Below are 6603 nucleotides of genomic sequence, written 5' to 3'. Positions count from 1 at the left end.
TCCCCTGCAAATACCTGCTGCCCGACCATGCCATCATCAGTGAGATTCATGGCGAATTTTAGCATCTTGATGGAAATGGGCGATTTTTCCAGGATCTCCTGAGCCCATTGAAACGCGGTTGCCTCCAGTTCATCATGGGGTACTACGGCATTGACCATCCCCATTTCATAAGCTTGCTGGGCCGAATAGGTTCGTCCCAGGAAAAAGATCTCCCGTGCCTTCTTTTGCCCTACCATCTTGGCGAGGTAGGCAGAGCCGTAGCCGCCGTCAAAACTGGTGACATCCGCATCGGTCTGTTTGAACTTGGCGTGTTCCCTGCTCGCCAGGGTCATGTCGCATACCACGTGCAGGCTGTGTCCTCCCCCCACGGCCCAGCCGGGCACCACGGCGATCACCACCTTGGGCATAAACCTGATCAGTCTTTGCACTTCCAAAATATTCAACCTGTGGTAACCATCTTCTCCTACATATCCCTTATGCCCCCTGGCCTTCTGATCACCTCCACTGCAAAAAGAATACACCCCATCGCGGGAAGAAGGCCCTTCTGCAGACAACAAAACCACCCCGATGGAGGTATCTTCCTGCGCATCGTAAAATGCTTCGTACAGCTCTTTTGTGGTCTTTGGCCTGAAGGCATTGCGTACGTCGGGCCTGTTAAAGGCAATTCTGGCAACTCCCCCACATTTCTTATAGGTAATGTCTTCAAACTCCTTTGCCGTCTTCCATGTAGCGACTGAATCCATGATATCTGTTTTAGTCCGTAAAGATAAGCCATACATCCGCGCTTCACAACGCCGGGAACCCAAGGGTTTAATCCTTTTTCTTTTTTGCAACAGCCTCCTTCAGGCCAATCCATTTAGAGAGATAGCGGGTACTGGCCATGGTATGGTGCAGCAAGATGGAACCTATCAGATTATCCTCTCTGTGTTTTTCGAGGTTATGGAAAAGAAAATCGACTTTGGATGAAAATGACTTTTGAAAACCCTCTTTTGAGAAGTCTTTCCTGAGAACGGAAACTCCCTTTTTTTGCAGATCCTTCCATAGTCCCTCATCTGTGTACAGGGATACGGCAATGGATGCGAACGCTTCAGGGTCATCGCCGAGGAAACTACTCATACCTGCCAAGGCAGTACCTTCCGCGCCCATAGAAGTCATGGCGGAAGGAGTCCCGCATCGAATGGCTTCGAATAACTTTCCCTTGAGTCCGGCCCCGAATCTCAGAGGCAACAGACTAACCCGGGCTGCGTTGAGTACTTCGGAAACATCAGGCACCCAACCTTTGACATAGAATTGTTGCTTTGAATCTGTTAAGGCAGTGATCTCTTTGGACAAATGTGCCCCGAAGACATATACACCCGCATGAGGGAGTTCTTTTCTGATCTCGGGCCAGATCTCCCGCTTTAAATAATGTACCGCATCGGTATTGGGGGAATGACGTCCATTGCCGACAAAAATGAAATCCTTTCTCTCTGAGAATTTCTTCATCTTGGCCTTTGGGATAAAATCTGACTCCGCGAAGAGAAAAGGAAGGTAAAACAACCGGTTGGTCAGGGAAGGGATTTGAGATTCCAGAAAGTCCATTTCGAACCTGGAAATGATCAGGGAGAGATCGGATCGGAAAATAGAAGCCAGTTCCCTTTTTGTGATGTCCAGATTTCGCCACACGGTCGGGTCGAAAGAACGACCCTCCCGATGTGCCAGTTCCCTGGCATGTCTTAAGGAATGAAGGTCTTCCGTATCCAGGATTCGCAGGGCCCGGGGTAAGGTACGGGCTACCCGCCAGCCGAAGTACTCTTCCGTGAGAAAGCGGTCGAAGATCACCATGCCGGGGTTCAGGGACTTCAGAAAACGGTCAAAACTGTCGTGATTAAGTTTTACAGGAGTGAATTCCACCCCCGGCAAATCGGGATATCCTTCCGTTTCGGGAATGGCTGCTGCCGAACAAAAAGTGATGTGGAATCCTTGCGATCTCAGGAGGGAGATGAGCTGAACCATGCGGATACCGGCACCTGTGGCCTCCGGCTGTGGCCAGGACAGACCTATGATCAGGACCTTTGTACCTTTCTTTTCCACAATCACATCCTGGATGCGAACTTCTGGGAGATCTTTAGCCTGAGTTTGCGCTCGTAGTCTTCTTCGAGCCACTCCTTGTAGTTCTTGGTGTTGTTCATTATACAATAGGAGTACTGCTTCACCCTGTATTCTATCTCGTCCTTGAGTTGTTTGGCCAGGATCCTGGCCTCAAAAACGTCCTTGCTGTTCTCCACACATATCCTGGCGTGCTGTTCAATACTCTGCTCCAGCACGGTCTTAGACCTCAATCCCTTGGCAAAGATCTCTTTATAGGCAGCTTTTACGTCAAAATCAATATTTTCAGATTTGGAAAATTTCTCCCTGAGTTCCGGTGGCATCTCATAGACGAATTCCCGTTCTATATCCTCGTCATTCTTGATGTTTTCCAGGTAGAAATCAGGGAAATGGAAAATTTCCTGCCAGTCGATGGGGGCGTCCCACATCCCAAATCTCGCGATATTATTCCCCAGGTCGACCACCGTAAATTCATCCTTGTCCGGCAGTATTCTGGAACCACGCCCTATCATTTGAAAATACAGCGTCAGGGATCGTGTGGCCCTGTTGAGCATAATGGTTTCCACGGTGGGCTCATCGAATCCCGTAGTGAGGATACTCACCGAGGTAAGGATTGCATCCGGAGTTTTGGCGAACCACTCCAGGATCTCCTTCCTCTCAGAGGCCGTGTTCTTGTTGTCCAGGTGCCTGATGGGATATCCGGCTTTTTTAAAGGTCTCGTAGACATATCGGGAGGTGTTGATCCCGTTGTTGAAGATCAGCGTCTTGGTCCCTTTGGCGATCTCTTCATAGGCTCCCAGCAATTTCCCCAGCATATTCTGGTTCCCGTACAATTCGTCCGAGGACTTGACAGTATAGTCCCCGCTGATCCCTAATTTAAGGGATTTCAGGCTGACATCGTAGCTGTACATGTTCGCCTTGGCCAGGTACTTATTTTTGATCAGAGATTCAATAGACTGCCCGACGATCAGTTTTTTGTAATGATCTTTCATGGGCAACTTGATGTTCGAACTCAGGGGCGTAGCCGTTACGCCAAGGATGGTGGAGGCCTCGAAATATTTAAAAAGCTTCCGGAAAGAATTGTAATGGGCCTCATCGATGATCACAAGGCCGATATTTTTCAGGGAAATGGTGCCTTCCTGCAACCTGTTGTTCAGGGTTTCCACCATGGCCACATAGCACATATGCGGGTCGTCTGGTGCCAGTTCCTTAACATCGCTGTTGATGATCTTGTTCTTTACCCCGAAACCACGCAGCATTCTCGAGGTCTGATGGCTCAACTCAATCCTGTGAGTAAGTACCACCACCTTTTCCTTCCGATGGGCGATGAACCTCCTGGTGATCTCCGAAAACACAACCGTCTTACCACCCCCTGTAGGCAATTGATACAGGAGATTTGAGTGGTCATTGGGATCGTCCAGATGCTCAAATATAGATTGAAGGTCCCTTTGCTGATAGTCGTAAAGGGTCTTTTCAATATTTTCAGTGGAAATCGACAAAAATGCCCGTCTTTAGGTTAAAAAATCTTCTTTTGGGGTCCTTAAATCACCAATTTGCAAAACTAGAAGATTTTTTTCCTTAAATGAAATTTAAACCCTGAAATCTGGATTTAGTAGCCTTGTTGGAGGTCGATACGGTTCCTCAATTCCTCCCCCCTGCTCAGACGGAGATAATTCTCTGCGAGCTGAGGCACAACAGATGCCGGATCAGAGACACTGGCCACATGAGGAGTGATTTGGATCAATGGATGATCCCAGAAGGGATGTTCTTTGGGCAGGGGCTCTTCCGCAAAGACATCGAGGCAGGCTCCGGACAAGTGACCGGAGTCGAGCAAAGGGATCAGATCTTCCTCTTTCAGATGTCCGCCCCTGGCCACATTGATCAGATAGCCGCCCATTGGGAGTTGGTTTAGGGTATCTCGGTTAAGGATCTCACGGGTTTCCGGGGTGAGAGGTAAGAGGCATACAAGTACGGAACTTTTGGAAAGAAACTCCTTTCTCGATTCTGCCCCGTGATATACAGGGATACCTTCAAGTGCCTTTGGGTTTTTTGACCAGCCAATGACCTTGAATCCAATATTTCTCAGGTCCTTAGCCAGATGTGTGCCCAGGGTTCCTATCCCCATTATGCCGATGGTGTGGTCTGAGATACGGCTATAGGGCTTTGGGGACCACATACCCCTAAACTGATCCTTGACATACTGGCTTGTATTCTTCAGGTGCCCCATGATAGCAGTAAGGACGTATTCCGACATGTCTTCAGCAAGAGCATCATCAACCACCCGTGTGATCGCAACGTCTGGCGGACGTTCAGGATCTTCAAAGATAAAATCGACCCCCGCGCCAAAGGACGCGATGCATCGGAGGTTTGGGTAAGGAGATAAGCTCCCATGGGGATGTTTCCAAACGATCGCCATAGTGATCTCCTCTTTTGGGTGTTCTTCTTCAAAATGATAGACCGGGAGATCCGGATACTGATCTTGGAAGGCTTTTTGCCAGATCCCTATTTTTCCATCCTGCCTGATAAGTACTATTGACATTGGTGAGTCTTTATTATAATTCTTTTAGGGTCGTGGTGCTGTGAATACGTTCAAACTCATCCGCAAAATCCCAGTCCTGTTCCCGAACCTGGGCATAGATGTGATCCATTCTGTTCTGAAACTCATTCTCAAGAGAGTGAAGGATCACATGGGAAACCGCTTCGGAATATGAGCGTAGCATGCTTTTATAAAAGGCTTCATTGACCTTGCGGACGGCTGAAAATCGCTGGGCTGTTTCCAGGTTGTACAACATGAGATCTGCCAGGAGGTACGGGTCCATTCCAAGGGTGCTGAATTTTCGAATGAACTTTTGAGCTACCGATCTTCTGGCCCTGGGACGCTTGCGTTTTCTGGGGAAGTACTCATTGGAGATCCGGGCCTTGGCATCCCCTATGAGTTTGTCCTCCTTTGGATTAAAGGCAAAATCGTAAAAGGTCTTTACCTGAGGAAATCGCTCATAAAGGTCCAGAATCTGTATTTCCAATTCTCTTTTTTTAAGGCTGGACAGGTACTTCTTTAAAGCCGACTTGCTCATGGTTGAAATTTGACGCGATCAAAGGTAGTCAATCCCATAAAATACATTAGGGTCCTTAAAAAACCTGTATTTAACAGGGCCAGGCGAGAAATATTAAAGTTCTCATAAAATATGTATAACTATGGGGGGTCTCCTTTGGAAAAAACAGAATAAAAGTGTATAATGAGAGGATGTAATTATAATAAATTTCGTACATATATGAGGCAACTTAAGATTATCAAGCAGGTCACTAACAGGGAATCCAAATCACTTGACAAGTACCTGCAGGATATCAGTAAAATAGATCTGATCACCGCAAATGAAGAAGTGGAACTGGCCCAGCGTATCAGAGCCGGTGATCAATTGGCACTGGAGAAACTGACAAACGCAAATCTGCGTTTCGTGGTCTCTGTGGCAAAACAATACCAAAACCAGGGTCTTACCCTGCCCGATCTGATCAATGAAGGCAATGTAGGCCTCGTAAAAGCGGCAAAGCGATTCGATGAAACCAGGGGCTTTAAGTTTATTTCCTATGCCGTATGGTGGATCCGCCAGTCGATCCTGCAAGCCCTGGCCGAGCAATCGAGGGTAGTCCGGTTACCCCTCAATAAGATCGGGTCTATTAACAAGATCAAAAAGGCCTTTTCCTATCTGGAACAGGCTCACGAAAGGCCACCGTCAGCGGAGGAGATCGCACAGGAACTCGATATGACCGTCAGTGAGGTCAAGCAGTCCATCAAGAATTCAGGAAGGCATATTTCCATGGATGCCCCTCTCAAGGAAGGGGAAGACTCCAATTTATACGACGTGATGCGGTCCGGGGAATCGCCCAAGCCCGACAAAGGGCTGATGCAACAATCCCTGAACACGGAGATAAACCGTGCACTCGACACCCTGTCTCCCCGAGAGGCAGATGTGGTGAAACTCTACTACGGGATCGGAGATCAGCAGTCTATGACCCTGGCAGAGATCGGGCAGACCTTCGATCTGACAAGGGAACGTGTGCGCCAGATACGGGAAAAAGCGATCCGCAAACTCAGGCATAACACCAGGAGCAAGCTCCTGAAGGCCTATCTGGGTTGATGCCTCACCAGTAACCATAAAAAAGGAAGCCGTTTGGCTTCCTTTTTTGTTATTTGGTCGAAAGGTCTTTATTGTCCCCTTCTTCGTTGCTGCATTTCCTGCAGCAGCCGTTTTTTGAAATCTTCTTCGGCCTTAATCAGCAGAAATGTTTTCCGTGCCGATATTACATCGGTCATCTTTTGAAGGAAAGCGATATTCAATTCGTGCTTCCGGTTTTCCAAAGCCAGCAGATCATCGAAAAGTTGCTGAGCTTCTCTTTCAGATAGCCCATCGAAATCCATCAATTTTGCACGTATCTCTGTGCGTTCCCGGCGCTTGATGGCCTCAATATTCGCTTCGTGCTCGTTATATACCGGCCAGAACCTCTGGGCTTCCGAAC

The 6603-nt window shown here is 48.1% G+C and carries 7 protein-coding genes; 1 reads left to right on the top strand and 6 read right to left on the bottom strand.

Annotated elements, in window-relative coordinates; genetic code table 11:
• The 5 genes from ABYP73_RS10480 to ABYP73_RS10460 form a co-directional block, all read right to left on the bottom strand.
• Nucleotides 1–743 (bottom strand): 1,4-dihydroxy-2-naphthoyl-CoA synthase (locus ABYP73_RS10480; protein WP_372974288.1); only part of this gene is annotated, 743 nt, incomplete at its 3' end.
• Between the two features lie 67 nt (nt 744–810).
• Nucleotides 811–2073, bottom strand: a complete 1263-nt coding sequence (locus tag ABYP73_RS10475; RefSeq protein WP_372974287.1) for a glycosyltransferase family 4 protein — start codon at nt 2071–2073, stop codon at nt 811–813.
• Between the two features lie 2 nt (nt 2074–2075).
• Nucleotides 2076–3587, bottom strand: a complete 1512-nt coding sequence (locus tag ABYP73_RS10470) for a DEAD/DEAH box helicase (RefSeq protein WP_372974286.1) — start codon at nt 3585–3587, stop codon at nt 2076–2078.
• 110 nt (nt 3588–3697) lie between these two features.
• A complete protein-coding gene (locus ABYP73_RS10465; RefSeq protein WP_372974285.1) occupies nt 3698–4627 on the bottom strand; it encodes a 2-hydroxyacid dehydrogenase in 930 nt (309 codons plus the stop codon).
• Nucleotides 4628–4640: 13 nt separating this feature from the next.
• Nucleotides 4641–5162 carry a DUF6155 family protein gene (locus ABYP73_RS10460; RefSeq protein ID WP_372974284.1) on the bottom strand — a complete coding sequence of 174 codons (522 nt, stop codon included), beginning with the start codon at nt 5160–5162 and terminating at the stop codon, nt 4641–4643.
• 198 nt (nt 5163–5360) lie between these two features.
• Between ABYP73_RS10460 and ABYP73_RS10455 the strand changes: the two genes are divergently transcribed.
• Nucleotides 5361–6224, top strand: coding sequence for an RNA polymerase sigma factor RpoD/SigA (locus tag ABYP73_RS10455; RefSeq protein WP_188368890.1), 864 nt, complete (start codon nt 5361–5363; stop codon nt 6222–6224).
• Nucleotides 6225–6292: 68 nt separating this feature from the next.
• Here ABYP73_RS10455 and ABYP73_RS10450 read toward each other — a convergent pair.
• A partial coding sequence (locus ABYP73_RS10450) for a hypothetical protein (RefSeq protein ID WP_372974283.1) occupies nt 6293–6603 on the bottom strand: 311 nt, incomplete at its 5' end.

The sequence above is a fragment of the Muriicola sp. genome, from assembly GCF_041567615.1.
Classification (GTDB): domain Bacteria; phylum Bacteroidota; class Bacteroidia; order Flavobacteriales; family Flavobacteriaceae; genus Muriicola.
Note: the sequence above shows the minus strand (reverse complement) of the source record. Positions and strands in the feature narration are given on the sequence as shown.